This is a genomic window from Pelatocladus sp. BLCC-F211, from assembly GCF_041928655.1.
Taxonomy (GTDB): domain Bacteria; phylum Cyanobacteriota; class Cyanobacteriia; order Cyanobacteriales; family Nostocaceae; genus Pelatocladus.
Genome location: NZ_JBHFLM010000021.1, coordinates 1 through 1,601 on the forward strand (window position 1 = coordinate 1; position 1,601 = coordinate 1,601).

Annotated in this window: 2 protein-coding genes; one reads left to right on the forward strand and one right to left on the reverse strand. The window is 41.5% G+C overall.

The features are described 5' to 3' along the window. Positions 1–265 (forward strand): zinc ribbon domain-containing protein (locus tag ACE1AT_RS01685; RefSeq protein ID WP_374865582.1); only part of this gene is annotated, 265 nt, incomplete at its 5' end. Here the strand turns inward: ACE1AT_RS01685 and ACE1AT_RS01690 are convergent. Then, a complete protein-coding gene (locus ACE1AT_RS01690; RefSeq protein ID WP_374865583.1) occupies positions 225–1,496 on the reverse strand; it encodes a tetratricopeptide repeat-containing serine protease family protein in 1,272 nt (423 codons plus the stop codon). The two genes, ACE1AT_RS01685 and ACE1AT_RS01690, sit on opposite strands and share 41 nt — an antisense overlap. Positions 1,497–1,601 lie beyond the last annotated feature (105 nt).

Here is a 1,601-nt window from a genome sequence, read left to right on the forward strand (position 1 = left end):
TGTTCCTCCTCATAATACAAGCCAAAACTGCTCTAACTGTGGCAAGAAGGTTAAGAAATCTCTGTCTACTCGAACTCATGTTTGTCCTCATTGCGGATACACAGAAGACAGAGATATCAATGCAGCAATCAATATTTTGAGACTAGGACTCAGTACGGTAGGGCATACCGGAACTTACGCTTGGGGAGATTTGCCCTCTTGGGCAGTTGGTGTAAACCTGCTGTCTAACGGCGAGTCTGTGAACCAAGAATCCCCTCGGCTTTAGCCAGGGGAGTGTCAACTTTTAATTCCAAACGGGCAATACTTCGATAAACATAAGCATCAGCATGTTTAGGGTTAATTTGTAGTTCTTTGTTAAAATCAGCGATCGCTTTTTGCCAGTCTTGCAATTGAAAGAAGGCATAACCGCGATTATAATAACCCTTAGCATATTTGGGATTAATCCGCAGCGCTTGGTTGAAATCTTCAATACCGCCTTGCTTATCACCTAACTGAAAGCGGACAATACCACGATTGCTGTAAGCTCTAAAATAGTTAGGAGTTATCCGTAGTGTTTGGTTGTAATCATCTAGCGCTCCTTGCTTATCACCCAAGTCAGCACGAGTTCTACCGCGTGCATTGTAAGTTTCTGCAAGATTGGGATTAAGTCGTAGTGCTTGGTTGAAATCATCTATTGCTCCTTGCTTGTCACCTAACTCTGCACGGGCATAACCCCGATTATGGTAGGCTGCGTAATAAATAGAATCGATTCGCAACGCCTGGTTATAATCGGCAATGGCTCCTTGATTGTCACCCAACTCTGCACGGACAACTCCTCTATCTGTGTAAGCATTAACAAGTTGAGGATTAAGGCGAATTGCTTCAGTATAATCAGCGATCGCTCCCTTGAAGTCACCTTTTTTATACTTATAACCAGCCTGAATGTAGAAGTCGTCAGCTTTGGGGTTTGTGGTAACAACTGTAGGTGTAGGTGCGGAAATGTCTAAGGCAATGCCAACAGTTTTTGATTGCTGCACAAAGGTATTAATGGGTATAGCGTAATTTTGTGTAGTTGTAAGAATTGCAACTTCTCGATTTTCCGGTACTTGCTGTTCTAGTGTGTCATTTTTAGTGTGAATGCCTATCAATTCAGCATTTTCGTTCAGTACTGGACTTCCCTCCATCCCTTTTTGCGTTTGATTGTCATATTGCAAGGTATAACCTCCCGGCAATGCTTTAGAGGCGTTGGCAGCTATTTTTCCTTCTGTAAACTGTCCCAGACGGCGTTTGGTAGTGGTTGTAGCTATTGGGAAACCGTAGACGTAAACTTGATTGCCTGTTGCAATCTTGTCTGAATTTCCTATTGTGGCAATTCGGTATTGTCGATTGCTAGCAAATTTTACTATTGCTAAATCTATCTTTCCAGCGACTGGTTTGACATCGCTAACATCGTTGGACTTTCCATCAGGAGTAATAATTTCATAAGCTGTTCCACATTTAGTTTGCAATAGCAGCATTTCCTTTATTTTTTACTTTTCGTCCCCATTGAATTATTAGTTCTCCCTGATTTAACAATCTATCCAGTAAATTCTTTAACTCATCTACTGATTTAAATAACCGAT